This is a genomic window from Limnospira platensis NIES-39 (assembly GCF_026000695.1).
GTDB classification, from domain to species: Bacteria; Cyanobacteriota; Cyanobacteriia; order Cyanobacteriales; family Microcoleaceae; genus Limnospira; species Limnospira platensis.
In genome coordinates, this window is record NZ_AP026945.1 from 3593006 (window position 1) to 3617921 (window position 24916).

Here is a 24916-nt window from a genome sequence, read left to right on the forward strand (position 1 = left end):
GACTACCAGGGGGGTTTAAGAAACTCTCAAAACCCCTCACCTTTCCCCACCATGACAGTTAATAATTACCTATTCTGAAAATGACAGCCAATCCTCAACCTACCTTAACCCGTCAAGCCCCTTCCCAGTCAAGAGACTTTCCCCAATGGCTGCGTGATAACCTGTTTAATACCTGGTATAATGGCTTATTTACCATGGCGATCGCCAGTTTCCTGCTGTGGATGTTAATAGGCTTTGTATCCTGGGCGAGAGTGACCGCCAAATGGGAAGTAATTCCCGCCAATTTGCACTTATTTATGGTCGGTCGGTTTCCCAGTGATCAATATTGGCGCTTGTGGTTATTGTTGGGAATAGTTAGCATTTTATCAGGTTTGACCTGGGGATTTTTAGCCCGCCGCCAAACCATCCTCTTCAGCCAAAATATTGTCATTTCCCTGAGTGTGGTCGCCATGTTAATGGCTTTAGTACCAACTCCGATACCTTATCGTATAATGGCGATCGCCCTATTATTTATCCTAGTAGTTAGCAGTTGGGGAGGGCGCAAAATTGCCAGCCGGAAACCGCAACTAGGAAAATGGCTGCCATTTTCTTGGTTTATGCTATTAATTATCAGCCTGTGGTTAATAGGTGGCGGCTTAGGATTAAGGGGAGTTTCCACCGACCTATGGGGAGGATTAATGCTAACCCTGCTGATGTCAGTAATTAGCATTTTACTATGTTTTCCCCTGGGGGTTTTATTAGCTTTAGGTAGACAAAGTGATTTACCAGTAATTAGAGGATTATCTATCGCCTATATTGAAGTTATCAGAGGCTTACCCCTAATTACCATCCTGTTTATGGGTCAAATTCTTCTCCCCCTATTTTTACCAGAAGGAATGCGACCCGATCGCATTTTGAGGGCGATCGTAGGTTTGACCATGTTTAGTTCAGCCTACCTAGCAGAAAACGTCCGAGGCGGACTACAAGCCATCCCCAGAGGTCAATATGAAGCAGCAAAAGCCCTAGGTATTAATGCACCTTTAACTATGGCTTTAATCATCTTACCCCAAGCCTTAAAAATCTCCATCCCTTCCATTGTCGGTCAGTTTATTAGTCTCTTTCAAGATACCACCCTATTAGCCATAGTCGGACTGGTAGAATTGCTAGGGATCAGCCGTTCAATTTTAGCTAACCCGCGATTTTTGGGACGCTATGCGGAGGTTTATCTATTCGTGGGTATCCTCTACTGGCTATTCTGTTATTTAATGTCTTTAGCCAGTCGGAAATTGGAGAAACAACTCAATACGGAAAATCGCTGATTTCCCCGATCATAGATTAATGCTGCATCGGCGAATCAGATTAAGTTCGCAGATACAGCATTATCAGTCTATGAGACTATTTAGATCAGTTTTACCAGTCGCAGGGTGAACATAATGCCAGCCGCCGCACCGATAGCTACTACATACAGTAAAGCATAAGCGATCGCACCATCAATGGTCATGGTCAATATCTCCCGATAAGTCAACTTTTGCATCTTCCATTGAAACACGAGGTGCGCTAGAATACAGCCTCATAGGGGAAATTAGCGGAATTTACGAGGAAGCCATCATGTCGTCTGTAATTCGGGTTAATTTAGGGCCAATGTCCTATGATATTTCTGTGGCGGCGGGGAATTTAGACCGCTTGGGGTCTTTGATGTCTTCCCTGAAGTTAGGAAAAAAAGCCCTATTGGTATCTAACCCGGAAATTTTTGCACATTACGGAGAAAGGGCGATCGCCTCAATAGAGAATGCTGGCTTTCAGGTGTCCTCGGTAGTCCTTCCCGCTGGAGAACAGTATAAAACACTCTCCACCGTCCAATCTATCTATAATAGCGCCCTAGAACACCGCCTAGAACGTAGTTCTACTATGATCGCTTTGGGGGGGGGAGTCATTGGAGATATGACCGGCTTTGCTGCTGCTACCTGGCTGCGGGGAATTAATGTCCTACAGGTTCCCACGTCTCTATTAGCCATGGTGGATGCTTCTATTGGTGGGAAAACAGGGGTAAATCATCCCCAGGGTAAAAATTTGATTGGCGCTTTTCATCAACCCCGTTTAGTGGTAATAGACCCGGAAGTTTTGACAACTCTACCAGTCCGAGAATTTCGGGCGGGAATGGCGGAGGTGATTAAATATGGGGTGATTTGGGATAAACAGTTATTTGAGCGCCTAGAAGAGGCAGATAACCTCGACAGCATTGATGATTTGAGCGGGGAACTACTGACAGAAATTATAGTCCGTTCCTGTCAAAGTAAGGCTGATGTGGTTAGCAAGGACGAAAAGGAATCGGGACTGAGGGCGATTTTGAATTATGGTCATACTATCGGTCATGGGGTGGAGAGTCTGACAGGATATTTGGAATTGGTACACGGGGAAGCGGTGGCTATTGGGATGGTTGCTGCTGGTCAAATTGCGGTAAAGATGCAATTATGGGGAAATGATAGCGATCGCCGCCAGGAATTACTGATTAAAAAGGCAGGTTTACCTATTCATCTTCCCCAAGGATTAAAGATTGATAAAATTATCGATATCCTGCAAACTGATAAGAAGGTGAAAGATGGTCAAGTCCGGTTTATTCTCCCTCGGGAAATTGGCACAGTCACTATTAGCGATCGAGTCCCCTCCCAGACTATTGCTGATGTATTAGCCACAATGGACAATTAACAATTAATAATTAATAATTTTAGCCATGTAGGTTGGGTGAAACGCAGTGAAACCCAACATGATGGAGAGATGGTGTTGTTAGGTTGACCGTGGAGGGGGGCGGGTTTATTAATCTTACTGCTGGGAAATGTGGTTGACTGTGGAACCCGCCCCTACAGAATATCGGAAATGTGGTTGACTACTTCCCAAAACCGCAGCCATGTAGGTTGGGTGAAACCCAACATGATGGAGAGATGGTGGCGTTGGGTTTCGTACCTCCACCCAACCTACTCAAATTGGGGAAAAAAGACTATTGCTGGGCTTCCATATACGATCGCAGTAAACGATTAATCTCAGTCTGATAACTCTGACCTTGCGATTTAAACCAGTCTAAAACATCACTATCAATACTTAAAGTCACTTGTGTTTTGGTCTGATAATTAGGTGAACCTCGCCTAACTACTGCTTTAGTAACCATTTCTGGCGTAATTTCTGGACAATCAGAAAAATCAATTTCTTCATCAGTCATCCGGTCTAGGCGGTTCCAGTCAGTTTGAGAGTTGCTCGAAGTAAATTTGTTGTTCATATTTAGTAGCTTTTCTCGCAGAAATAATCCGAATATATTCTTCTTGTTCTGTATGGACAATAGCGACCACTCGCCCTTGTAACAAACCCAAAGTCACAAACCTCTGCTCTCCATAATTGGATCGGTCATCTTCAAAGGTTACGATATCTCCATCAAAAACAAGGGGAACATCAATAAAATCAATGCCATGTTTGCGGAGGTTCGTCAGACGTTTAGTTTCATCCCATTCAAATTCCATGCCTTGACTGTTACTACATATTGTAACTAAATTTTCCCAAAAATTCATATTAACAGAATCAACGGTGGTAATTTTCTCTTACTCCCCAAAACCGCAGCCATGTAGGTTGGGTGAAACCCAACATGATTGAGAGATGGTGGCGTTGGGTTGACCGTGGAGGGGCGGGTTTATTAATCTTACTGCTGGGAAATGTGGTTGACTGTGGAACCCGCCCCTACAGAATATCGGAAATGTGGTTGACTACTTCCCAAAACCCTAGCCATGTAGGTTGGGTGAAACGCAGTGAAACCCAACATGATGGAGAGATGGTGGCGTTGGGTTTCGTACCTCCACCCAACCTACTTCCCAAAACCCCAGCCATGTAGGTTGGGTGAAACGCAGTGAAACCCAACATGATGGAGAGATGGTGGCGTTGGGTTTCGTACCTCCACCCAACCTACTTCCCAAAACCCTAGCCATGTAGGTTGGGTGAAACGCAGTGAAACCCAACATGATGGAGAGATGGTGGCGTTGGGTTTCGTACCTCCACCCAACCTACTTCCCAAAACCCTAGCCATGTAGGTTGGGTGAAACGCAGTGAAACCCAACATGATGGAGAGATGGTGGCGTTGGGTTTCGTACCTCCACCCAACCTACTTCCCAAAACCCTAGCCATGTAGGTTGGGTGAAACGCAGTGAAACCCAACATGATGGAGAGATGGTGGCGTTGGGTTTCGTACCTCCACCCAACCTACTTCCCAAAACCGCAGCCATGTAGGTTGGGTGAAACGCAGTGAAACCCAACATGATGGAGAGATGGTGGCGTTGGGTTTCGTACCTCCACCCAACCTACTTCCCAAAACCCTAGCCATGTAGGTTGGGTGAAACGCAGTGAAACCCAACATGATGGAGAGATGGTGGCGTTGGGTTTCGTACCTCCACCCAACCTACTTCCCAAAACCCTAGCCATGTAGGTTGGGTGAAACGCAGTGAAACCCAACATGATGGAGAGATGGTGGCGTTGGGTTTCGTACCTCCACCCAACCTACTTCCCAAAACCGCAGCCATGTAGGTTGGGTGAAACGCAGTGAAACCCAACATGATGGAGAGATGGTGGCGTTGGGTTTCGTACCTCCACCCAACCTACTTCCCAAAACCGCAGCCATGTAGGTTGGGTGAAACGCAGTGAAACCCAACATGATGGAGAGATGGTGGCGTTGGGTTTCGTACCTCCACCCAACCTACTTCCCAAAACCCTAGCCATGTAGGTTGGGTGAAACGCAGTGAAACCCAACATGATGGAGAGATGGTGGCGTTGGGTTTCGTACCTCCACCCAACCTACTTCCCAAAACCCCAGCCATGTAGGTTGGGTGAAACGCAGTGAAACCCAACATGATGGAGAGATGGTGGCGTTGGGTTTCGTACCTCCACCCAACCTACTTCCCAAAACCCTAGCCATGTAGGTTGGGTGAAACGCAGTGAAACCCAACATGATGGAGAGATGGTGGCGTTGGGTTTCGTACCTCCACCCAACCTACTTCCCAAAACCCTAGCCATGTAGGTTGGGTGAAACGCAGTGAAACCCAACATGATGGAGAGATGGTGGCGTTGGGTTTCGTACCTCCACCCAACCTACTTCCCAAAACCGCAGCCATGTAGGTTGGGTGAAACGCAGTGAAACCCAACATGATGGAGAGATGGTGGCGTTGGGTTTCGTACCTCCACCCAACCTACTTCCCAAAACCCCAGCCATGTAGGTTGGGTGAAACGCAGTGAAACCCAACATGATGGAGAGATGGTGGCGTTGGGTTTCGTACCTCCACCCAACCTACTTCCCAAAACCCCAGCCATGTAGGTTGGGTGAAACGCAGTGAAACCCAACATGATGGAGAGATGGTGGCGTTGGGTTTCGTACCTCCACCCAACCTACTTCCCAAAACCCCAGCCATGTAGGTTGGGTGAAACGCAGTGAAACCCAACATGATGGAGAGATGGTGGCGTTGGGTTTCGTACCTCCACCCAACCTACTTCCCAAAACCCTAGCCATGTAGGTTGGGTGAAACGCAGTGAAACCCAACATGATGGAGAGATGGTGGCGTTGGGTTTCGTACCTCCACCCAACCTACTTCCCAAAACCGCAGCCATGTAGCCATGTAGGTTGGGTGAAACGCAGTGAAACCCAACATGATGGAGAGATGGTGGCGTTGGGTTTCGTACCTCCACCCAACCTACTTCCCAAAACCGCAGCCATGTAGGTTGGGTGAAACGCAGTGAAACCCAACATGATGGAGAGATGGTGGCGTTGGGTTTCGTACCTCCACCCAACCTACTTCCCAAAACCCTAGCCATGTAGGTTGGGTGAAACGCAGTGAAACCCAACATGATGGAGAGATGGTGGCGTTGGGTTTCGTACCTCCACCCAACCTACTTCCCAAAACCCTAGCCATGTAGGTTGGGTGAAACGCAGTGAAACCCAACATGATGGAGAGATGGTGGCGTTGGGTTTCGTACCTCCACCCAACCTACTTCTACTTCCCAAAACCCTAGCCATGTAGGTTGGGTGAAACGCAGTGAAACCCAACATGATGGAGAGATGGTGGCGTTGGGTTTCGTACCTCCACCCAACCTACTTCCCAAAACCCTAGCCATGTAGGTTGGGTGAAACGCAGTGAAACCCAACATGATGGAGAGATGGTGGCGTTGGGTTTCGTACCTCCACCCAACCTACTTCCCAAAACCCTAGCCATGTAGGTTGGGTGAAACGCAGTGAAACCCAACATGATGGAGAGATGGTGGCGTTGGGTTTCGTACCTCCACCCAACCTACTTCCCAAAACCGCAGCCATGTAGGTTGGGTGAAACGCAGTGAAACCCAACATGATGGAGAGATGGTGGCGTTGGGTTTCGTACCTCCACCCAACCTACTTCCCAAAACCCTAGCCATGTAGGTTGGGTGAAACGCAGTGAAACCCAACATGATGGAGAGATGGTGGCGTTGGGTTTCGTACCTCCACCCAACCTACTTCCCAAAACCGCAGCCATGTAGGTTGGGTGAAACGCAGTGAAACCCAACATGATTGAGAGATGGTGGCTAAATTTAATGGGGGTGAGAGTTGGCTAGACCTATGGCTTGGGAAATGTGGTTGAGTCCGTGGTCTTCTAGTTTGTGTAGGAGTCCGGTGAGAAGACGACGTACCATGAGAGGACCTTCGTAAACCCATCCGGTGTATACTTGAAGGAGACTAGCGCCAGCGGTGATTTTTTCCCAAGCGTCGTCGGCGGTGAAAATGCCACCAACGCCAATGATGGGAATTTCGCCGTTGGTTTGTTCCCATATATGGCGAATGACGGCGGTAGACCTTTCGCGTAGGGGTGCGCCACTAATTCCGCCGGCTTCGGAAGTTATGGGGTTTCCGGTTTGGGGTAGCCATTGGGTTTTTAGGTGGTCTCGACTAATGGTGGTGTTGGTGGCAATGATACCCGCTAGGTTATGGGTTCGGGCTAGTTTGATTATATCATCGATCGCCTCCCATTCTAGGTCGGGGGCAATTTTTACTAACAGGGGCTTCGATGGTGCTATGTTTTCCTGTTGTAGAACTGTTAGGATTTGATTGAGTTCTGTGCTCGCTTGTAGCGATCGCAAACCGGGGGTATTGGGTGAGGAAACATTCACCACAAAGTAATCACCTAGGTCTCGCAATAGCTGGAAACTCCCCAGATAGTCGCTGGCTGCTTCCTCTAGGGGCGTGATTTTCGATTTTCCTAAGTTAATGCCTAGGGGTATTGTGGGAGCTAGGGTAGAAGGGGTATAATTCTGTAAACGGTTGGCTAGGGTGGCAGCGCCTTGGTTATTAAACCCCATACGATTTAACACTGCTTCATCTTCTAGTAGCCGAAACAAACGGGGGCGCGGGTTTCCGGGTTGAGGGTGTAGGGTGACAGTACCTAATTCGGTACAGCCAAAGCCAAAACTTCCCCATAACCCCGCCGCCACGCCGTCTTTATCAAAACCAGCGGCTAACCCCACGGGATTAATGAAATTTAGCCCCCACAGGGTTTGTTGGAGTCGGGGGTCAACTAGGCTAAATCGAGGCTGTAGTTGGGATTCTAGCCAGGATAGGGGAAGGTTTGATTTGTGGGTGTCTATCCAATGGAGAAGTTCCAAGGTTTGATGATGGGCCCACTCTGGATCGACTTTCAGGCCTTTAAATAAAATCGGTTTCAGCAGGGATTGATACAGATCCACAAGCTACTACTACCCCCTAATTGACGACAATCAGCCAGATGGCTAAAATTTAGTGCATCTGCGACAGAAATTCAACCTCTGGTGGTATATGATTTTAAACTGAGTCGGGAACCAATCGGGTTGAAGGAACTGGGAAGGGTTGATTATGGACAATTTGCTACTATCGACTATATGTTGATATCACTGCGGATCGAAAATTTTGCCTTAATTGACCACCTGGACCTGGAATTGGGACCTGGGTTAAATGTGTTTACGGGGGAAACTGGGGCGGGTAAGTCGATTATTTTGGATGCAGTTGATGCGGTTTTGGGGGGAAAGGTCGATCGCCGTAGTATTCGTACAGGTTGCGATCGCGCGATTTTGGAGGCTTGCTTTGAGGTTAACCCGGATCTGATAGACTGGTTTCGAGAACAGGAAATTGACCTGGTAGATGGTTCCCTGGTGGTCTGTTGTCGGGAATTGGTGGTAAATCAGGATAAGTTTCGCAGTAAATCCCGATTAAATGGGATTTTGGTCAGTCGTACTATCATAGATGGTCTGCGCGATCGCTTTGTGGAAATTACCGCCCAAGGTCAGACGGTACAGTTGGGTAAACCTGCACTACAACGGGAATGGTTAGACTTGTATGGGGGAAGCAATACAATTGGCTTGCGCGAAAGGGTTAGCCAGGCTTATACGCGCGCTAGGGAGGTGCAAAACGCCCTCCAGAAGCGCCGCCAAGACTCGCAGCAACGGCTACAGCGTATAGATTTATTGCAATATCAAATTAAGGAACTGCAAAATGCTAATCTGACGGATGCGGGGGAGTTGGATGAGCTACAACAGGAACAACAGCGCCTCAGTCATGTGGTGGAGTTACAGCACCAGAGTTATGGGATTTATCAAGCCCTCTATCAGAATGATAAGGGAGAGGTGGCGGCGGCGGATCTATTGAGTCGGGCGGAAACTGTGTTGCGGGGCTTGGTGGAATATGACTCGCAACTGCAACCTATTTTGGCTATGGTGGAAGATGCTTTAGCCCAAGTGACGGAAGCGGGACAGCAAATAGGGCGCTATGGTGAACAGTTGGAGTCGGACCCGGAAAGACTCCAGGAGGTGGAAGACCGCATTGCTGACCTTAAACAGATTTGTCGAAAATATGGTCAGACTTTGGCGGAGGTGATGGATTATTATAGTGCGATTGAGGAGGAGTTGGTGCAACTGGAGGATGGGGAAAATTCCCTGGAAACTCTGGAGAAGGCCTATTCTGAGGCGCAGGGGGAACTTAAACAAGCCTGCGACCTTCTCAGGGGGGAACGTGAAAAAATCGCCCGTGGTCTGGAAATTCATCTGATTCAGGAGTTGAAGCCTTTGGCTATGGATAGTGTGCGGTTTCAGGTGGAAATTACGCCGACTTCACCATCACCAATGGGGGCTGACCAGATACAATTCTGTTTGAGTCCTAATCCGGGTGAACCGATTCAACCTTTGAGTGAGACGGCTTCTGGGGGGGAAATGAGTCGGTTTCTGTTGGCGCTAAAAGCCTGCTTTTCCCAAATTGAGGGGTCGGGAACTTTGGTTTTTGATGAAATTGATGTGGGGGTGTCGGGACGGGTGGCTACGGCGATCGCTCAAAAATTATACCAGCTTAGTGATTATCATCAGGTTCTGTGTGTGACTCATCAACCTCTGGTGGCGGCTATGGCGGATCATCATTTTCGGGTGGCGAAGGTGGTGATTCCTAATCCTAACCTAAGTCTGGGGGGGTCTACGGAGGAGGAGGCTGTTAAACAGCGGACGGTGGTGCGGGTAAGGGCTCTGGATACTCCGGGGCGGCGGGAAGAATTGGCTCAGTTGGCCAGTGGGCGATCGGTTCAAGAGGCGATCGCTTTTGCGGAGTCATTACTGACCCAAGCGGCTACCCTCCGTCAACCCAGGACACCACCTTTGACACCGACTCAAGCCCTTTGAGAGAGTCCCTAGGTTCTAGCAGTTTATGTTATCGTCAAGATTGTCAAGCCGCCCATGCGAATTTTAGTTACTATTCCCCACTTTTTTAACTCCCAGGGAGATGCTACCCACGGGTCTCTCAGCAAGGACCCGCGACCAAGGTTAATTGGATTAACGATGGGTTTAACGGCATTGCGGGCACTGTATGACCAACGTCAATGTATTATTGATATTGGTAAATGTGAGGCTTTTGGGGTTAATCATGCTCAGGATAATAGGGTTGATATTCTCCTTTGTACTACCCAGGATTGTCACCTGCTTAATCAATTGCAACTTCCCCCTGAGTTTTACCGCCATTGTCCGACGGAAGCGGAACCGATGAAATTGGGGTTTGAGTGTCAGGACTTACTGCGATCGGGTCTGGGAAAGTATGATTATTATTGTTATCTGGAGGATGATTTAATTCTCCATGACCCGTGGTTTTTTGTCAAGTTGGCTTGGTTTAATGCTTATGCGGGGGATGATTGTCTTTTGCAGCCTAACCGTTATGAAGTATCCCCCTACGGACTTATTAATAAAGCCTATGTTGATGGGGATTTATTACCCCATGTGACGGCGAAGTTTCAAAATATACGCGATCGCCCCCAATTGGTGGGTAAGGTGATGGAGCAACCCATTCAATTTAATCGCAGTTTAAACCCCCACGCTGGCTGTTATTTTCTCAACAATAACCAGATGGAACATTGGGTCAAACAACCTTATTTTTTAGACCGAGATAGCAGTTTTGTGGGTCCCCTGGAAAGCGCGGCAACTCTGGGAATTATGAAGAGTTTTAGGATTTATAAACCTGCCCCGGCTTATGCGAACTTTTTGGAAATTCAGCATTTTGGCTCGACTTTTTTAAATCTCATTGGTAAGCAGGTGAAGTTAGGAAATTCCCCCCACCAAACCCATGGAGAAGTGGAAGGTTAATTGATGGGAAATATCTTCTACTGACACTGTTTCCCTACCCTACCCCCTCATTAACAAGACTTCACCCTGGGGGCTTTTTAAGACTCGGTTTTCTCGCCTTTCCCTCCCCTTTTGGGGAATTGGTAGGGTATGACTTTGGAAAATCACAAAATGCGATCGGCATTCCCTAGCCGTTTCCGTCCCCTTGTGCTTAATTGGTAGGGTTGGACTCCCCTAACGACCTGAGACGTACCCTGGTCATCAAATAATATTATGTTTCCGTCCCCTTGCGGGGAATTGGTAGGGTTGGACCCCGTAGGAGGCGGAACATACTGGGTTCAGGATTTAGAAAATGTTTCCGTCCCCTTGCGGGGAATTGGTAGGGTTGGACTTTTATTGTTGTAATTTGAGGAAAATAAAATGGGCTTCAAAGTTTCCGTCCCCTTGCGGGGAATTGGTAGGGTTGGACTGAAAATGGCATAAACCTCCTTTAATCTATATAAAAGTTTCCGTCCCCTTGCGGGGAATTGGTAGGGTTGGACACAGTATAGTAAGCTTTTTAAAAGAAAAATTAGAATTAACAGTAGTTTCCGTCCCCTTGCGGGGAATTGGTAGGGTTGGACTAGGTCTGTCGTGGCAAATCTACGCCCCTCGGGGTATGTGGTTTCCGTCCCCTTGCGGGGAATTGGTAGGGTTGGACACCAAACCAAAGCAAAAACGCAAGCCCCAAAAAAAGCGAAACGTTTCCGTCCCCTTGCGGGGAATTGGTAGGGTTGGACATATTTTCCAACCAAGAGAGAGCGGCCTCTCTATTTTGGAGTTTCCGTCCCCTTGCGGGGAATTGGTAGGGTTGGACTGGTTCCCTGTGATGCAGCCACAACACGCTTTTTAGTTTCCGTCCCCTTGCGGGGAATTGGTAGGGTTGGACTGGGTGGGGTGGGAGTATGTAGAAGACAAACGGAAGATAGAGTTTCCGTCCCCTTGCGGGGAATTGGTAGGGTTGGACCGCCGGGTAAAATCGATGGGCTCTTCGGTGCTAAGACGTTACGCGCGTTTCCGTCCCCTTGCGGGGAATTGGTAGGGTTGGACCCTGGCAAACGCCAGAAGCGTTTCAGCATCATTTTCGGGAAGTTTCCGTCCCCTTGCGGGGAATTGGTAGGGTTGGACTTGATAGGCAGAGTGTTTGATGGGCATTTAGATACCGATGTCGAGTTTCCGTCCCCTTGCGGGGAATTGGTAGGGTTGGACCCTAAGTTTGTGTGCCGCATAAAGGACAGTAACAGTAAAAGATTTAATGTTTCCGTCCCCTTGCGGGGAATTGGTAGGGTTGGACCCTTCCAATTTTAAGAGGAAGGGTAGTCGGATTTTCAAAGGAGGGTTTCCGTCCCCTTGCGGGGAATTGGTAGGGTTGGACAGGCCCCCTTCTACAAGTGGCAGGAGAAGCAATTCTCGTGTTTCCGTCCCCTTGCGGGGAATTGGTAGGGTTGGACTAGGGGGCCAGCCGCCCCCTTGCGTAAGTCTTCGATGACTTCCGGGTTTCCGTCCCCTTGCGGGGAATTGGTAGGGTTGGACTTCTTCTTCATAATTTTTACTATTCTCTATGTTATATTTATTGTTTCCGTCCCCTTGCGGGGAATTGGTAGGGTTGGACAAGAAAAACTGCTAGGGAACTAAGGAGCTAAAAATAAAATAAAAGTTTCCGTCCCCTTGCGGGGAATTGGTAGGGTTGGACGGGGGCAATCGAAAGAGGAAAAGCATCAGTTGCATTCCTATCCGAGTTTCCGTCCCCTTGCGGGGAATTGGTAGGGTTGGACGATCCACGAAGGAGACTCCGACGGAGACGGAGATGAATTGTTTCCGTCCCCTTGCGGGGAATTGGTAGGGTTGGACTCCAGATAATGGAGCAGTTCAACCAGGCAGAATGTATATACTTGTTTCCGTCCCCTTGCGGGGAATTGGTAGGGTTGGACGCTGGTGACATGGATGAAGTACAAAGACTTCTGGGTAGTGATGAGTTTCCGTCCCCTTGCGGGGAATTGGTAGGGTTGGACAACGCGATCAAGGAAATACCCGAAATTGAAATGGTGATTCGTGGTTTCCGTCCCCTTGCGGGGAATTGGTAGGGTTGGACAACAGAAAATTTCATTTTAGCAACAGGCAAAAAAGTCACACGTTTCCGTCCCCTTGCGGGGAATTGGTAGGGTTGGACTTTTTGCACCACACACGATTATCGGTTGTTCCAGACGTTTCCGTCCCCTTGCGGGGAATTGGTAGGGTTGGACCAAAATATAGAAATGGCTATCGAGTCAGCACTAAGGGGAAGTTTCCGTCCCCTTGCGGGGAATTGGTAGGGTTGGACCCTGAAGCCGAACACGGCACGCGGGAAAAAAAACGTGCAGTTTCCGTCCCCTTGCGGGGAATTGGTAGGGTTGGACTTATTTATTTATTTATTTATTTATTTATTTATTTATTTGACAGGATTGTTTCCGTCCCCTTGCGGGGAATTGGTAGGGTTGGACCCTATACCTTTGGAAACCTTACAGTATGCGGTTTTCAAGGTGCGTTTGCGCGAGAACACGTAGAAGGTGCTTAACAAAACTTTACAGGCTTGTTTGGCGCGAGTAAATTCGTTTGTTTTGCGATGTTTTTATATTATCAGGAGTTGTGCGAGACTGTCAACCCCCCAAAAAACAAATTTCTCTTTTTTTAGCTCAAGTTTATATCAGGTTTCTGTTGTATCCTCGTCGCGCCATATTATTAAAAACTGCAATATAACTTTACATTGCTGAAAATCATTGACTCAAGGGCATTTCAGCCCCAAAGCCATCAAAATTGGGACGATCGCCACCCTTACAAAATGAGAAAGTCTGGTGGTTCGTAAGGAAGCGGTCCCCCGTAGACCTTAACCTGAGCTTTAGTCGAGGGATTGAGGGGATAAGCCCGCAGACTATCCTTTTCTAAATTCAAAACCTTCAGCCACCGCTTATTCAATAAGTCCTCCAGAATTTTTTCCTCCAGGGGACACTCAAACACCGAATACTGAACCCGCTGACACCGCGCCTCCAACAACTTCGCCAACTTGTTGCGGCGCTTGTCGTCTCTTACGTCGTAGCAAACCAACCAAAAATTCGCCATAATGATATCCTTCTAAAGACTTGAGAGTAGGGGATCTGATGCACCGATGATTTCACCGAAAAATAAAAGCCTCATAGTCCAAGCGAGTTTCTACCAAACAACGACCGAGCGATCGCCCCTGCTCCAAAAGGATCTGACTTAGTTTAAGTTTCCGATGTTGTGGGGGATATAGGATAGAATCCTGGAGTTGGCGTTCCAACTGTCCCAAGTACAGCTTTTTCGCCGTTTGTCCCAACCATATCCCCTCCTCCTCCCCTGGTGCGGGTTCAAAATCATTAGGATCAATCAACCCGCTGTTAATTAAAGCGATCGCCACCCGATCAACCACTACCGGGCGAAATTCCTCCATCAAATCTAGTACCAAATTGGGGCGAAATGGGGCGTTTGCATGGAAAAACCCCAAATAAGGGTCAAACCCCGCCTGAACAGTAGCCGCAAATACCCGCGCCAACAAAACCCCATAACCCCAACTCAATAGCGCATTAACGGGATCTTTAGGTGGGCGGCGGTTACGTCCGGTGAACTTCCACTCTGGGGGGAACCAGTGGGTTAGCCCTTGGAAATAAATACGGGCGCAGACCCCCTCAACTCCCATTAATTCATTGCGATCAAGGGGAGTTTCTGTCTGTTTGAGCCGGGGAAGGTAGGAGGCGATCGTGTCGATCGCTTCAGTTAATTGGGTGATTTTACCCTGAGTTTCGCGGTTGCGTCGCTGAAGAAGGTATCGCTGGTTACGGACTTTCCCCAAAATTAGCTTTTGGGCGATCGCCATGCTGAAGGTCGTATCGAGGGCGCGATATTGGGCGAGTCTTACCGTCGGGTTGGTGTGAAAGTGTCCCTGGAGACGGCCGCGAAACCGTCCGTCTTGGCGTAGAAAAATGGTTTCGATGCCACGATCAAGAAGTTGGGCGATCGTGCTATCGGTTAACTGAACCCCTGGAAGTATGACCACTAAATCAACTTCGGCTAGGCGGCAAGTTGTGGAACCTTTGGATTGCTGAATTATTACAGTTCTTTTGGTAATCATGCAATATGGTTTCCCAGTCCCCCCTCCCCCCTGGGATTCCGATTTAGGGTCAGGGTAATCTTGCCGGCTATTTCCCTGCTGTAATTATCGCACCTTTGGGATGATTTACTGTCATCACCTATACAGTCTTAATTGTCGGGATTTCTCTAGCCGGAGGAATGGTTAGCGATCGCGTCATTTTATCTCTGTTGCGGCGCAATGGTTGGGAAATGCTCATGTCCGATGATCCAGAATTGTATACCCAAATTGCAACCGCCAACGCCACCCCCCCTCTCTCCCAGAAATGATCAAATAAAAATCCCTGGGGTGGCGGCTGAGTCACCCCAGGTTAAATCGATGGGATTTACAAGGTAAATTTACTGGCTAAATTCCTGTTTGAGATGAATAGCAATGGTATTGGTTTCGGCGAGATTTCGTCCGGTGGTCTGGATGCAAATACCATAACCCGCATCTGTCCAAGTTAGCACAAATTCCACAATTCCCTTGGGATAGGTGCGGCGAATTGGTGTTTTTTGCTTAGGGTTAAAAGGCAGAGAGTTGACAATACTTTTTACATAGGGCGATCGGCTAACTTTTTGAGAAAAAGCCATCAATACATCTTTGCCATGGTCATCTCGCAAACTGATATTTTTTGCGTCGGGTTTAGTGTCATCTTGGGGAATTATCTCTAAAATTGTGGTTTGCTGTTTGGCGAATTGTAGGCGCGATCGCTCATTAAAGAGTACCCCCATGGCGGACAAACTAATCAAATCATCCTCCCGGTCTACCAAAGATGATAAATAGGGGTCGTCGATAGGAAATTCCAGTTGGGAGACTCCGGCGGTTTGTTCAGTTTCCAGACATTCAAACAGCAAATAGTTATTTAGCCAAAAAGCTAAATCGAGGGCGATCGGTTGGGGGGGTAATTCGATGACTTCGGAAAATTTCTCGAATAGGTAATAGACCGGAATTCCTAGGGCTTGTCCAATCATTCCCGCGAAGGAAATTTGGGCTTTATATCCACCAGTCGCATTAATGGCGATCGCTTCCGGGGAAAACGTGCGAACCTCGGTGCTAATTTCCTTAACCAAATTTTTCAAGCCTTTTTGTCGAAAATCCTGGACGCTATCATCACGCAGTCCCGTCAAAACTCGATATTCTACCTGTTGAAAATTGAGGGGATTTCTGGTATAATCAAAATACAGTTTAAGCAGATTTCCCATGGCTCTGCCATCATCAGTATCTGATACCAAAAATATCAGACGGTTGCGATCTGCCAAAAATCCTTTATCACAAATACTGGCGATCGAGTTAATTTCCGCCCCACAAAGGCGATCGGTATTCTTACGTTCCAGCAGCAGAAGCGATAACTGTTTCCAGTTTTGGGCTTTTAAAGCCTCTTGAATAGCCGCATCATCACAGTATTTAAGGTTATTCAGCAGGCTAGTTCCCACGGTGCAAATGAGTGTATTTCTCATGATATTCTCCAAAATTTTCAATTATGGATTATTATTGACATCTGGCTCTGTTCCATAGCGACGCAAAGTTAACTGACCATCTGACGATGTACAGCTTATGCGAATACCTTGTGTTACCCGAAAGTGAGCAATTCCTCCCTTGTTTGTGTAAACTTCATATAAAACTCCTCCATCTTGTTTCAACGGACCAGTGTTACCTTGATGCTTGCTCAATAAATAAGAAACCTTAGCCAAGGTTTCTTGCAGCTTGACTTTCTCTTTAGAATTGCGAATAGTTTGATAATCGCTGCGGAAAGAATCTTGGTAAATCAATCTTGGGAATGACAGTAAATCCTGTGAAAGCAATTCTGATTTAGACTGATTCCAAATCAAACGCCCCCAATTAGACAATGTGACTTCATCTTCAACCTGATAAAGTAATGCTTCCCGAGAATCGTTAATTTCAGACAATTTTATCCAAGCCCCGGCTGACATTAACGCAAACTGCATTGGGTCAATTCCTGACGTATCAAACTGAAGTGGAAGGCGAGGAATTTTGATCAGCTCTGATTGGGGACTTTCAAAAATATAAACAATTTCATCAGCGTAAAACATTCCAATGGTGTTCAAGTATGCTTGTAAGCTCTTAAATCCTCCCACCAAATTAAAACAAATCCGATCTTGAGCTTCCTTATGACCGGGAATCGTATTTTCGAGCCATTCAAGGATACTGTCAATGCCATTGCCAAATTCTTCTGTGTCGGCAGTCGAAAGTTTATCGGGGGTATAAATTTGGGCCAAAATTCCTTGGCTCTCTAAAAAACTTTTGACGACTTCAGACGTTTGTATTCCCTGGGCAGTATCCGTAGAAATCAGCCAATGTGAATCCATTCGTGCATCCGACAAATTGCCATCATAGATCCCATAAATTCCATTGAGTTCTGCACTGGCTCTTCGGATACCTGGAACTGTACTGCTTTGCAAAATTGCCGTCGCGCGATCGCTAAGTGTCTCAATAATTTGTAGAATTTCAGGATTCAAATTATCTCGTTGTACATTGGCAGAATCCCGTAATAAGGCATACCAATTTTTTTCTGCCTCATTACTCCGATCAATTTGATTAGTTAACAGACTGGTTCCAACGGTTGACAAAACAAAACGACGCATTTTTTTCTCCTAATTAACGTTTTCTTTTCTGTTGATTACTTTTTTGTTGGGAGGATTTAGGTTATGAAGGTTTTGCTCGTTCAGTTGCAGCAGATGTGGGGGCATTTCCCCGACCTTGTGCCGCTTTTTGATTTGTGCGAGATTTCAGAGGTAAGCTCTTGCCACTCTCTAAACTCGGCAAACTCCAAAGATCTCCACCTTCATTGTCTGTGAACCATTCATAGTTTTTGCCTTCGGGATCTATTTTGGCATTGGTACGGGGATAGTGAATGGGAGAACCATCATTAAAACCTGTAGAACTTCGCAAAAAGGCAGCAATGAAAGATACCTTTTCAAAAGATTTACCGCTACCGTATATTTGCTGTACTGCATTTTGATAGTCACGAATACAAACAGATGGATCTAGAGATGTCGGAGTGATAGGAGTGAGCGATCGATAAAACTCTCGCCAATCCTGACCTGTTCGCCAATCGCTATTTTCTAGATCGATATCGAGCCGTACACTTCCAAACCCTAATGGCTTACCGCCTCCCAGTCGATGATGAGAGTTGTTGGGTAAGCTGAGGAGCCACAATAAGCCACCCAGTTCCACATTCGATAAATTGCTAACATCGATATCAAACGTAAACTCAGTTCCGGGATTAACCCAACCTGTGATCGAGCGGTTCTGGGAATCTCGTTCATTCTCTCCACTGTGACGACGGTATTCTTGATAGTAGCCGTTGATATCATCTGTTCGATGTTTAGCAGGATTGTCCCAGTAGCCTTCTGGTAAATGATTGTGATGGGGATAAACCTTACGACCCCGCAAACCGCGATCGCGACTTTCGTAACCATGCTCTTTGTATTCTCCTTTCTCGATCGCCTTACCGTTTTTATCCTCCGCACAGTAGAATCGCGTTTGTGCCGGTTTGGGCTGTCCGAGAATAGCTAACGGAACTCCTGACTTGCCAAAATGAGCGATCGCTTTCTCTTTCGAGGTTTGACACTGAACGCTATGAACTCGAAGATGACCTTTATACGAGCCTTTGCCATTTTGTTTGACCCAGCCAAACACGCGATCGGCGGGTGAAAGTTCTTGTTTGTTTTCTGCGGGGTGCAAACTTTTAGGCAACAGGTCTTCCGGCTTAACATCGTAAAGCCGTCGAGAAATTGTCACCGGTTGAAGCGCAACAATATCGGTATGGTGTAAATTATCAAGATCGTAACCTTTTTGAAGTTCGACATAACAGAGAGTCCCCTCTTGTAACTTCGCTTCGCTCTTCTCGTAAACATGACGCGACCAAGCCGTTTCTCCCGGTTTATTTCCTAAATAAGCACTGGGAGATATTCCTTTTTTGTCACGCTCTGCCAGGTCTTTTTCGTGAGTTTTCTGGTAGTCAGCAATGAGATCTTCCCAAAGTTCAACAATGTTGTCGTTGACTTTTACCGACACATCAGAGCCATTTTGAATAAAGACTCGCTCATTCTGCTTTCCGCCAATATTCGCACCCGTCACGCAAACCCAGCCAAGTTTCCAATCACCACCCGGAATATTGTCATCCCACCGTTGAATTTGGGTAACTTTACCTTTGCTGAGTTGAACGCGAACGCGAACGCCATGTTGAGGTAAGCCTTTCGTTGAATTATACTTCAAGGCTTGATGCTTTTCTCCTTTATCAGGAGATTTTCCATATTTATCATAACGTGGTAATTTCGCTGCACCACCGACACAGCTAGATTCTTCTAAAATTCGCAAGTATAAATCATGTCCACGTTTCTCGACACGAGCAGGTTTTGCAGTCGTTCCTTCTGTCGCGGACATCCGATAAGCCAACCGCTTATCATGTTTAAAAAAGACTGAAAGCCGAGAATTTGTGACAGCCTCATAAGCCGATCGCAGCATTCCTTTAATCGAAGTGGGTGGCAAGTAAGGTTTACCATCTGCACCTAATCGCACCGGATAGGTTTTATGATCCTTGTTTTCAGTCATTTCCGAAGCATCAGGAATCAATAGTGGTGTGATCGTTTTGAGTTTGACTGAAATCCGTCCCGTCCAGCGATCGGAATGATAGCATCCGTGTCCGACTGGTTTGCGATCGCCTAATTCTGGATCGTCAGTTTTGCGAGGTGGTGCCGGAACAAAATTGTAGGGATTGTGGAAGTTCTTCGGATTCACATTCTTGGGAGCTTCTGAGGCTTCAGACGATGCTTCTGGGAGAGTATCCCGATCCCAAGGTTGACCTTCCTCACGCATTTTTAAGATGCGATCGCCCTCTTCTTCAAACAAGACTTTGACAGTCAATGTCTGCATCGTTGTTTTGACTTTTTGAAGGAGTGCTATGGAAATTTGTTCTTCAGGAATGCTGGTAAAAGGTTTCTGCACAAATTGTCCTTTTGAGTTTGTATAAGAAAACTCAAAACTTCTATTTGAATTTCCTTTTTTATTGATTTTAACTTTGACTTTGACGTTGCCAAGACTCATCATTTTGCCTCCAATTTAACTAAACGTTCTTCGATAACTGAAAAATTGCCAAAATTGTCGTCAATCTTAGCCAAATACTCCAGAGTCCAAAGGTAAACTCGTTGCTTTTCCTTCAGCTTCCCATCTAAAGGAATATCCAATTTACCAATCCGGGCTTCTGCCAACCGTTGCCAGCCTTGAGTTGTGACAGTATTAGTTGCTTCTCCCCACAGTAAATATTGCTGCTGGAGCCGTTCGCATTCGATTGGTTCATGGGAATAAAATCCTTGAATAGACTGTTCCGATTCCGACAAAAGCACCGCTTCCCCTTCACCATCCAAACGGTTTAACCAGCGCAACTCGCAGTTTTGGTTAAACACTCGCGCCTCAAATACATCCTCTAATAATTGGGAATCGATCGCACTCCCGTCAGACTTTCTCAACTGAGTCTCGCTCAATTTGGCAATCTGACAGCTACTCGGTGAGTACAACAGTGCGATCGCACCTTCGAGACAGTTTTGGCAAGATTCAACAGCTTGATCCAGCCTCATCGGTTGACTGCTGCTGTAACTATGTAATGTCGTTGTTTCTGTTTGGGTCATTCTCTCTCCTTTTATATATATTAAAAACTCAAAAACAGATGTTGGGTTTCGTTATCTCAATTCCACCCATCAAAGTCAGATGTTGGGTTTCGTTACCTCAACCCAACCTACAAAAGTTAGTGCGATCGCACCTTCGAGACAGTTTTGGCAAGATTCAACAGCTTGATCCAGCCTCATCGGTTGACTGCTGCTGTAACTGTGTAATATCGTTGTTTCTGTTTGGGTCATTCTCTCTCCTTTTATATATATTAAAAACTCAAAAACAGATGTTGGGTTTCGTTACCTCAATTCCACCCATCAAAGTCAGATGTTGGGTTTCGTTACCTCAACCCAACCTACAAAAGTTAGTGCGATCGCACCTTCGAGACAGTTTTGGCAAGATTCAACAGCTTGATCCAGCCTCATCGGTTGACTGCTGCTGTAACTGTGTAATATCGTTGTTTCTGTTTGGGTCATTCTCTCTCCTTTTATATATATGAAAGTCAGATGTTGGGTTTCGTTACCTCAACCCAACCTACAAAAGTTAGTTGGTTTTTATCCATTCTTGCCAAGCTACGGTTAACTCTAGCAGTAATTCATCATCAAGATTGGATATATCAAAATTTGACGAATCAGATTTCATTGAAATTTCTCCCTTTAAACCTGGTAAATTATTAATGTCGCCACTCGCGTTTAATTTCATGTCCGTCACTGCTACAGTTCCCATACCGCGATTTGTGCCGTAACCAATGGGAATCTTGCGATCGGCAAAATCGCGCAACACAAAAAGCAACAGTGCGATCGCCGGTTTAACCAAATCTTTGTGATACTTATTTAATCGCGCCAAATCCACCTGCAAACCGATCGCCTCCCACTCCACGCCAATCGGTTCCAAAACACTGTAAAGCATCCCGTCCGCTGCGCCTCCCGTCCAGCGATCGACCGCAACGTGCATAGCAGGTTGGAGCTTTTTATAGGGATTGTCTTTACCTCCGATCGCCTGTTTAAGTGGTTCTTTTAAATCCTTCGTCATATCCGTCGCATTTTCTACATTTGACCAAGCTGTTACCGACATCGGCATCGTGGCATAACAATCATCAATCGAAAGTATCCCGATCTGTCCGTTAGATGTCGCCTTTCCATTGTTAGATGTCGCCGAATTTTTTTCAGCCGAACCAAACAAAACATCGACCAAAGGAACTTGTAACTGTTTGTCAAACTTCAGGTCTTTTTTAGAAATATCGACTTGACAAACGGTCCGCACAATGCGTTCGGCGTGGGCGCGAAGTACCCCCTTAATAGAACTGCCAGGAATCACGAATCGCACGCCGGAATCCACCTGACTCACCAGGGGAAGCATATCGATCGCAATCCCATCACCTTCCGCTTTCACCATCACCGGATCGCGAGGTTTCCAGGCAATTTCAACGTTTAACTTAGACGGAGATTGATATTCATATTGAGCTTTTATTTCTTGCCAATTTTGGACTTCTCCCCCCTCAATCAAGGCAACAAACAGACCCTCTGCATTGTTGAGAGATTGTTTTTCAATCTTCAGGTTGTGCAGTTGAACTCGTCCGAGTCCCCGTGTTTTCGCCGCACCAATGCGGATGTCGCCCAGCTCCAGTGCTTGCAGTAGTTGCCAGAGTTCGGCGGGAGCTTCATCACTCTGAGCATCGAATGTAATATTGAGCGGAACTTTGACCCCTTTCGGCAAAATAGCGCGGCTGTATTTAAAGCGATCGGCTGCCGTTCCCGTTTGGCGATCGATTCCCACCCCTTCGCGGATTTCGACAGTCTTGTTTCCCGTAATTTCAGCATCGTCAATGATAATGAAACTCGCGCCGTGTTTGTCGCTTTCGTGGTCGCCCCAAATGTCTTTGATTTGTCCTTTATTCTCGTCGCCGAGTAAGCTATCCATCCATCCCCGAAAGGCTCCCGCTAAACTCGTCCCCGGAATGTAATAGTTGCCGCGACCGTTAACCGCTAAGGCTAAATCAGTATCCGCATCACCCCCTACACCACCCACATGGATGGGGGTTTTTGCTATTAATGTGCCACTAATTTTCCAGCGTATTTTAATTTTTCGTGCCATGGTTTATTCCATCCCCTTAGATTGTACTTTTTCTAGGTCACGTTTGTGGCTGCGAATCATGGCATCCACCAAAGTCCTAACCGCTTCAGCCCATAAGTCTGCTTGCAGTTTAGTTTTCCCATTTTCGGTGATCGTTAAGCCTTTCGATAATTCATCAACATCCAATATTTGCCAGATTTTATTGAAATCTGTAACAAGATTTTTGATATCATCAAGGCTCTTTCCTGGCCATTTTTCTTTTCGGTTTTCGACTTTTTGAATTGCCTGAATCCACTGATTAACGGAATTTGACTTGTTTTGATCCGTCAATTTCCCCATCACCGATCGCAATCCTCCTAATTGACTCATTGGGGGCTGACTGTCTTCGTCAGAAATGCTAATTCCGAGGATTTCTTGCCGTTTATTAGCCTCCGCAGCAATGGCGACAGCTTTGTTTTGAATCGCTTCTCGCCATGCCGCTGTTTCAATCATCCGAGCATAATCAAAAACTGCATTAGAAACTTTCTTGTTGTTACCAGAATTGGAGGACTTAGACAAAATGACTGAATTATTTTTGGTATCTTGGGATGCTTTATTCTTGCGCTTCAAATCCGACAGTTTTCTATTCAAAAGCGGGTCATTAAACAGAATTTGTCCGTACCCTTCCGCTCGGCGATCGCCTATTCCTTTTGCTTCTAATTCGGCGAGTTTTTGGGGAGCGATCGCGCCTTCTTTCACATCATAAACGATACAACTTCCAGCTTGCCAACCCACCATCGAGGGACGAGGTAAACCCCAGCGAACCTGCCAAGATTCCGTCCGACGCTGACGCAGCATCATTGATAATAAACCATCAATTTCACGTTCTTTTAGGTCTTCTGGTTTTAATCCCAACTCACCAGCCAAGGCATTTTTGAAATCATCAGGATCGACGGTTGGATTTAGTCGTTTTCCACGCATCAAAATATCAGAAACAAACCATACATAAAGGCTTGAATCACTTCCTGCCTGTTTTGTGATTTGTTCTGGAGACTCAACCTCAATATTTATCGCGCCATATTGGTCTTTTTTAGATTGTCCAATCCGAGTGTTTCCGGCTAATTTCTGGAACCAGTTCTTATCTTTTCCAGCGAGATGTTTTTGGACACTATCGGGAATCCTCAACTCGGCTCGAAATGTGAGTCCGGCGGGAATCGCTTCGTAACTGTAAATGCCACCCACCTCGCGAGTCGGACGTTGAACTTCATCCTTGATGGTGTTGTGGGTGTACAACTCGAAATCAATTTTTTGGTATTTCGGTAATTCGGAATTATTCAATTGACCGAGATAACCCCCCCGTTCGCCTTTTAATTGAGTGTCATTGGGTTCGGATTCTTGAAAACGGTTGTAAACATTTTTACCTTGACCCAGCCCACCATCGAGCTTTTCTCCAAACAAACAAAATGGTGTTGGACGGCTCGCCACATCACCAATTTCAATGGTGGCATTGGTAATAACGAGATGGTTTTGAGCGATCGCCTGACTGACATCGAGTGTGTCCCCGAGTTTTTTGTGCAGGTATCGCAACAGATACCGACCGGGAATATAATCGAGACATTTGACCACGTTTCCAACAGTTCGAGCGGGTAAAACTAGGGGCGATCGCGTTTTGATTTTGAGGGGAACTTTATACCAAATCTCCGTCTGTTGCAAGTTGGTTGTTGCTGTAGAACTCGGCAACTTGTCAGGTTTAACATCAGGACAGTCCTGTATACCGGCATGATTTTTCTGGAACCACTCCAGCCAATCTTTTTCTTTTTCATCAACTTTAATTTCACAGCTCCCGACTCCTCGGCGGCGTTTTCCTCCCAAGCGATTGACCATTTTTGCCCCCGCTATCAGCAGAGCGTAACAAACTTGTTGAACCCTTTGCAGTTCTGCTGGGTCTGTGATGGATGTCGTTTCAGAAAAATTGAGTTCAAACCCTGCAGTTAACACCGCATCCATGCGAACCACTTCTTCAAAGCGGAGACAGTCCGGTTTTGCCGAACCCGTTTTGGCATCAATGGAAACGCCAGGTTTGATAAATGCGATCGCCTGTTGCAGTTTGGGTTTTTCCCCCAAAGCATCTCTTAATGTGCGATCGAGATGTGCCGATCGAATCGAGAGAGATGCGGGACGAGGTTCCTCTTCTATTACTCCTTTAGCCAAAGCAGGCTGATCGCCAAATAGAAAGTTAACCCAGTCGTTCCACTTTCCAGACAAATCGCCATCTAACGCCTGGGCAACTTGTTCGCAGCCATCGCGCAAAATACCCGTCAATGTTTTCGCGGGAATGTAGGGTAAACCATCGGCATCCCGTTGCACGATGCTATCAATTTCACCTCGGCCGGAGCCGGAGCCAACGTGCCAATCACTTTTCATCGTGATGGTCAAAATCAAGTTTTGGGGTAAAGTTGGGATTACGTTACTCATTGAAAA

At 46.6% G+C, this 24916-nt stretch carries 28 protein-coding genes and 1 CRISPR repeat array; of the genes, 6 read left to right on the forward strand and 22 right to left on the reverse strand.

Translation table 11 applies throughout. From position 1 onward, the window contains the following. Nucleotides 1-80 precede the first annotated feature (80 nt). Nucleotides 81-1298, forward strand: coding sequence for an amino acid ABC transporter permease (locus N39L_RS17630; protein WP_014275887.1), 1218 nt, complete (start codon nt 81-83; stop codon nt 1296-1298). Nucleotides 1299-1378: 80 nt separating this feature from the next. On the opposite strand, the gene petL is transcribed toward N39L_RS17630, so the two are convergent. Beyond that, the gene (petL, locus tag N39L_RS17635) at nt 1379-1513 is read right to left on the reverse strand and encodes a cytochrome b6-f complex subunit PetL (protein WP_006624654.1); all 135 of its coding nucleotides are present in this window, start codon (nt 1511-1513) and stop codon (nt 1379-1381) included. A 74-nt stretch (nt 1514-1587) separates the two neighbouring features. On the opposite strand from petL, the gene aroB reads away from it, so the two are divergent. After that, nucleotides 1588-2685, forward strand: coding sequence for a 3-dehydroquinate synthase (aroB, locus tag N39L_RS17640; protein WP_014275888.1), 1098 nt, complete (start codon nt 1588-1590; stop codon nt 2683-2685). 289 nt (nt 2686-2974) lie between these two features. Here aroB and N39L_RS17645 read toward each other — a convergent pair whose 3' ends face one another. After that, nucleotides 2975-3250, reverse strand: coding sequence for a BrnA antitoxin family protein (locus tag N39L_RS17645; protein ID WP_014275889.1), 276 nt, complete (start codon nt 3248-3250; stop codon nt 2975-2977). Further along, nucleotides 3213-3536 carry a BrnT family toxin gene (locus tag N39L_RS17650; protein ID WP_006615776.1) on the reverse strand — a complete coding sequence of 108 codons (324 nt, stop codon included), beginning with the start codon at nt 3534-3536 and terminating at the stop codon, nt 3213-3215. The genes N39L_RS17645 and N39L_RS17650 overlap by 38 nt, the downstream gene beginning before the upstream one ends. 74 nt (nt 3537-3610) lie before the next feature. Between N39L_RS17650 and N39L_RS17655 the strand changes: the two genes are divergently transcribed. Further along, nucleotides 3611-3853 carry a hypothetical protein gene (locus N39L_RS17655; protein ID WP_014275890.1) on the forward strand — a complete coding sequence of 81 codons (243 nt, stop codon included), beginning with the start codon at nt 3611-3613 and terminating at the stop codon, nt 3851-3853. Here N39L_RS17655 and N39L_RS17660 read toward each other — a convergent pair. The 9 genes from N39L_RS17660 to N39L_RS17700 all read right to left on the reverse strand — a co-directional run bounded on the left by N39L_RS17660 (nt 3827) and on the right by N39L_RS17700 (nt 7713). After that, nucleotides 3827-4078, reverse strand: coding sequence for a hypothetical protein (locus tag N39L_RS17660; RefSeq protein WP_148261855.1), 252 nt, complete (start codon nt 4076-4078; stop codon nt 3827-3829). The genes N39L_RS17655 and N39L_RS17660 overlap by 27 nt on opposite strands. A gap of 57 nt (nt 4079-4135) precedes the next feature. Continuing rightward, entirely contained in the window at nt 4136-4372 is a 237-nt protein-coding gene (locus N39L_RS17665; RefSeq protein WP_162097033.1) for a hypothetical protein, read from the reverse strand. Nucleotides 4373-4429: 57 nt separating this feature from the next. Beyond that, a complete protein-coding gene (locus tag N39L_RS17670) occupies nt 4430-4666 on the reverse strand; it encodes a hypothetical protein (protein ID WP_148261856.1) in 237 nt (78 codons plus the stop codon). 57 nt (nt 4667-4723) lie between these two features. Then, nucleotides 4724-4960 carry a hypothetical protein gene (locus N39L_RS17675; protein WP_081471192.1) on the reverse strand — a complete coding sequence of 79 codons (237 nt, stop codon included), beginning with the start codon at nt 4958-4960 and terminating at the stop codon, nt 4724-4726. Nucleotides 4961-5017: 57 nt separating this feature from the next. Further along, on the reverse strand, nt 5018-5254 hold the full coding sequence (locus tag N39L_RS17680; RefSeq protein WP_158307562.1) for a hypothetical protein: 237 nt from the start codon (nt 5252-5254) through the stop codon (nt 5018-5020). Nucleotides 5255-5394: 140 nt separating this feature from the next. After that, nucleotides 5395-5850, reverse strand: a complete 456-nt coding sequence (locus N39L_RS17685; RefSeq protein WP_162097034.1) for a hypothetical protein — start codon at nt 5848-5850, stop codon at nt 5395-5397. A 57-nt stretch (nt 5851-5907) separates the two neighbouring features. Then, nucleotides 5908-6150 carry a hypothetical protein gene (locus N39L_RS17690; RefSeq protein ID WP_158307563.1) on the reverse strand — a complete coding sequence of 81 codons (243 nt, stop codon included), beginning with the start codon at nt 6148-6150 and terminating at the stop codon, nt 5908-5910. A gap of 140 nt (nt 6151-6290) precedes the next feature. Next, complete coding sequence (locus tag N39L_RS17695; RefSeq protein WP_014275899.1) at nt 6291-6542, reverse strand: hypothetical protein; 252 nt, start codon at nt 6540-6542, stop codon at nt 6291-6293. A 22-nt stretch (nt 6543-6564) separates the two neighbouring features. Continuing rightward, complete coding sequence (locus tag N39L_RS17700) at nt 6565-7713, reverse strand: quinone-dependent dihydroorotate dehydrogenase (protein ID WP_006616466.1); 1149 nt, start codon at nt 7711-7713, stop codon at nt 6565-6567. A gap of 171 nt (nt 7714-7884) precedes the next feature. Between N39L_RS17700 and recN the strand changes: the two genes are divergently transcribed. Next, nucleotides 7885-9663, forward strand: coding sequence for a DNA repair protein RecN (gene recN / locus N39L_RS17705; RefSeq protein ID WP_014275900.1), 1779 nt, complete (start codon nt 7885-7887; stop codon nt 9661-9663). 54 nt (nt 9664-9717) lie between these two features. Further along, the gene (locus tag N39L_RS17710; protein WP_014275901.1) at nt 9718-10614 is read left to right on the forward strand and encodes a hypothetical protein; all 897 of its coding nucleotides are present in this window, start codon (nt 9718-9720) and stop codon (nt 10612-10614) included. Between the two features lie 97 nt (nt 10615-10711). Further along, a CRISPR array of direct repeats spans nt 10712-13112; the repeat unit is 37 nt; unit sequence GTTTCCGTCCCCTTGCGGGGAATTGGTAGGGTTGGAC. 331 nt (nt 13113-13443) lie between these two features. Here N39L_RS17710 and cas2 read toward each other — a convergent pair. Both cas2 and cas1 read right to left on the reverse strand, forming a co-directional pair. Further along, nucleotides 13444-13728 carry a CRISPR-associated endonuclease Cas2 gene (cas2, locus tag N39L_RS17715; protein ID WP_006616890.1) on the reverse strand — a complete coding sequence of 95 codons (285 nt, stop codon included), beginning with the start codon at nt 13726-13728 and terminating at the stop codon, nt 13444-13446. Between the two features lie 52 nt (nt 13729-13780). Continuing rightward, nucleotides 13781-14755 (reverse strand): CRISPR-associated endonuclease Cas1, encoded by a 975-nt coding sequence (gene cas1, locus N39L_RS17720; protein ID WP_006616889.1) that lies wholly within the window; start codon nt 14753-14755, stop codon nt 13781-13783. A 158-nt stretch (nt 14756-14913) separates the two neighbouring features. Here cas1 and N39L_RS17725 point away from each other — a divergent pair, with 158 nt between their 5' ends. Continuing rightward, on the forward strand, nt 14914-15042 hold the full coding sequence (locus N39L_RS17725; protein ID WP_286133188.1) for a hypothetical protein: 129 nt from the start codon (nt 14914-14916) through the stop codon (nt 15040-15042). Between the two features lie 69 nt (nt 15043-15111). Here N39L_RS17725 and N39L_RS17730 read toward each other — a convergent pair whose 3' ends face one another. From N39L_RS17730 to N39L_RS17765, 8 genes are all read right to left on the reverse strand, one after another. Then, nucleotides 15112-16212 carry a putative CRISPR-associated protein gene (locus tag N39L_RS17730; protein WP_014275902.1) on the reverse strand — a complete coding sequence of 367 codons (1101 nt, stop codon included), beginning with the start codon at nt 16210-16212 and terminating at the stop codon, nt 15112-15114. Nucleotides 16213-16233: 21 nt separating this feature from the next. Continuing rightward, entirely contained in the window at nt 16234-17358 is a 1125-nt protein-coding gene (locus tag N39L_RS17735; protein ID WP_006616887.1) for a CRISPR-associated protein, APE2256 family, read from the reverse strand. 61 nt (nt 17359-17419) lie between these two features. Beyond that, nucleotides 17420-19822: a TIGR03986 family type III CRISPR-associated RAMP protein gene (locus N39L_RS17740; RefSeq protein WP_043468357.1), complete on the reverse strand. Its 2403-nt coding sequence runs from the start codon at nt 19820-19822 to the stop codon at nt 17420-17422. After that, on the reverse strand, nt 19822-20403 hold the full coding sequence (csx19, locus tag N39L_RS17745; protein WP_014275904.1) for a type III-D CRISPR-associated protein Csx19: 582 nt from the start codon (nt 20401-20403) through the stop codon (nt 19822-19824). Before csx19 ends, N39L_RS17740 begins: the two co-directional genes overlap by 1 nt. 75 nt (nt 20404-20478) lie before the next feature. Further along, entirely contained in the window at nt 20479-20631 is a 153-nt protein-coding gene (locus tag N39L_RS17750) for a hypothetical protein (protein WP_231851941.1), read from the reverse strand. 75 nt (nt 20632-20706) lie between these two features. Continuing rightward, the gene (locus N39L_RS17755; RefSeq protein ID WP_231851941.1) at nt 20707-20859 is read right to left on the reverse strand and encodes a hypothetical protein; all 153 of its coding nucleotides are present in this window, start codon (nt 20857-20859) and stop codon (nt 20707-20709) included. Nucleotides 20860-20926: 67 nt separating this feature from the next. Then, nucleotides 20927-22477 (reverse strand): RAMP superfamily CRISPR-associated protein, encoded by a 1551-nt coding sequence (locus tag N39L_RS17760; RefSeq protein WP_006616732.1) that lies wholly within the window; start codon nt 22475-22477, stop codon nt 20927-20929. A gap of 3 nt (nt 22478-22480) precedes the next feature. Next, a complete protein-coding gene (locus N39L_RS17765) occupies nt 22481-24910 on the reverse strand; it encodes an RAMP superfamily CRISPR-associated protein (RefSeq protein ID WP_014275906.1) in 2430 nt (809 codons plus the stop codon). Nucleotides 24911-24916 lie beyond the last annotated feature (6 nt).

Bases quoted from the DNA above. Each gene is read 5' to 3' on its own strand.
- N39L_RS17760 (WP_006616732.1), bottom strand. From the start codon at position 22,477: ATGGCACGAAAAATTAAAATACGCTGGAAAATTAGTGGCACATTAATA.
- N39L_RS17710 (WP_014275901.1), top strand. From the start codon at position 9,718: ATGCGAATTTTAGTTACTATTCCCCACTTTTTTAACTCCCAGGGAGAT.
- N39L_RS17690 (WP_158307563.1), bottom strand. From the start codon at position 6,150: ATGTTGGGTTTCACTGCGTTTCACCCAACCTACATGGCTAGGGTTTTG.
- N39L_RS17645 (WP_014275889.1), bottom strand. From the start codon at position 3,250: ATGAACAACAAATTTACTTCGAGCAACTCTCAAACTGACTGGAACCGC.
- N39L_RS17695 (WP_014275899.1), bottom strand. From the start codon at position 6,542: ATGTTGGGTTTCACTGCGTTTCACCCAACCTACATGGCTGCGGTTTTG.
- N39L_RS17685 (WP_162097034.1), bottom strand. From the start codon at position 5,850: ATGTTGGGTTTCACTGCGTTTCACCCAACCTACATGGCTAGGGTTTTG.
- recN (WP_014275900.1), top strand. From the start codon at position 7,885: ATGTTGATATCACTGCGGATCGAAAATTTTGCCTTAATTGACCACCTG.
- cas2 (WP_006616890.1), bottom strand. From the start codon at position 13,728: ATGGCGAATTTTTGGTTGGTTTGCTACGACGTAAGAGACGACAAGCGC.
- N39L_RS17735 (WP_006616887.1), bottom strand. From the start codon at position 17,358: ATGCGTCGTTTTGTTTTGTCAACCGTTGGAACCAGTCTGTTAACTAAT.
- N39L_RS17730 (WP_014275902.1), bottom strand. From the start codon at position 16,212: ATGAGAAATACACTCATTTGCACCGTGGGAACTAGCCTGCTGAATAAC.
- N39L_RS17675 (WP_081471192.1), bottom strand. From the start codon at position 4,960: ATGTTGGGTTTCACTGCGTTTCACCCAACCTACATGGCTAGGGTTTTG.
- N39L_RS17750 (WP_231851941.1), bottom strand. From the start codon at position 20,631: ATGACCCAAACAGAAACAACGATATTACACAGTTACAGCAGCAGTCAA.
- cas1 (WP_006616889.1), bottom strand. From the start codon at position 14,755: ATGATTACCAAAAGAACTGTAATAATTCAGCAATCCAAAGGTTCCACA.
- N39L_RS17765 (WP_014275906.1), bottom strand. From the start codon at position 24,910: ATGAGTAACGTAATCCCAACTTTACCCCAAAACTTGATTTTGACCATC.
- csx19 (WP_014275904.1), bottom strand. From the start codon at position 20,403: ATGACCCAAACAGAAACAACGACATTACATAGTTACAGCAGCAGTCAA.
- aroB (WP_014275888.1), top strand. From the start codon at position 1,588: ATGTCGTCTGTAATTCGGGTTAATTTAGGGCCAATGTCCTATGATATT.
- N39L_RS17670 (WP_148261856.1), bottom strand. From the start codon at position 4,666: ATGTTGGGTTTCACTGCGTTTCACCCAACCTACATGGCTGCGGTTTTG.
- N39L_RS17680 (WP_158307562.1), bottom strand. From the start codon at position 5,254: ATGTTGGGTTTCACTGCGTTTCACCCAACCTACATGGCTGGGGTTTTG.
- N39L_RS17665 (WP_162097033.1), bottom strand. From the start codon at position 4,372: ATGTTGGGTTTCACTGCGTTTCACCCAACCTACATGGCTAGGGTTTTG.
- N39L_RS17650 (WP_006615776.1), bottom strand. From the start codon at position 3,536: ATGAATTTTTGGGAAAATTTAGTTACAATATGTAGTAACAGTCAAGGC.
- N39L_RS17655 (WP_014275890.1), top strand. From the start codon at position 3,611: ATGATTGAGAGATGGTGGCGTTGGGTTGACCGTGGAGGGGCGGGTTTA.
- petL (WP_006624654.1), bottom strand. From the start codon at position 1,513: ATGCAAAAGTTGACTTATCGGGAGATATTGACCATGACCATTGATGGT.
- N39L_RS17630 (WP_014275887.1), top strand. From the start codon at position 81: ATGACAGCCAATCCTCAACCTACCTTAACCCGTCAAGCCCCTTCCCAG.
- N39L_RS17660 (WP_148261855.1), bottom strand. From the start codon at position 4,078: ATGTTGGGTTTCACTGCGTTTCACCCAACCTACATGGCTAGGGTTTTG.
- N39L_RS17725 (WP_286133188.1), top strand. From the start codon at position 14,914: ATGGTTAGCGATCGCGTCATTTTATCTCTGTTGCGGCGCAATGGTTGG.
- N39L_RS17755 (WP_231851941.1), bottom strand. From the start codon at position 20,859: ATGACCCAAACAGAAACAACGATATTACACAGTTACAGCAGCAGTCAA.
- N39L_RS17740 (WP_043468357.1), bottom strand. From the start codon at position 19,822: ATGAGTCTTGGCAACGTCAAAGTCAAAGTTAAAATCAATAAAAAAGGA.